The 375-nt window shown below is 38.9% G+C and carries 1 protein-coding gene; it reads right to left on the bottom strand.

The features are described from left to right. The coding region (locus tag ACSG5Z_RS29740) for a sodium:solute symporter family transporter (RefSeq protein ID WP_435712736.1) at nucleotides 1-375 on the bottom strand (375 nt) is incomplete at both ends.

Genomic DNA, 375 nt, shown 5'->3' with positions numbered 1-375 from the left:
CTAAAAAGCCACCGAATAGTGTATAAGCAACTACGACACCGACAGTTACAAATAAACCAATTTTGTAATCAAGGTTGAAAGAGTTTTCAACCAAACGCCCACCTGATACTAAACCAGCCGACGCATAAAATGTGAAAAATACTAAAATGACGATAGCGGAGACAAAACGAAGTATTTTCGTACGATCTTTAAATCGATTCTCTAAAAAGTCTGGAATCGTAATTGAATCATTTGCCACTTCTGTATACGGTCGCAAACGCGGGGCAAGAATTAAATAGTTTGCATAAGCACCTATTAATAACCCTATCGCAATCCATACACTAGATAATCCTGTTGCGTACATCGCACCAGGTAATCCCATTAGCATCCAACCAC

Source organism: Bacillus pretiosus (genome assembly GCF_051294775.1).
GTDB classification, from domain to species: domain Bacteria; phylum Bacillota; class Bacilli; order Bacillales; family Bacillaceae_G; genus Bacillus_A; species Bacillus_A wiedmannii.
This window is presented reverse-complemented; position numbering and strand designations above follow the sequence as displayed.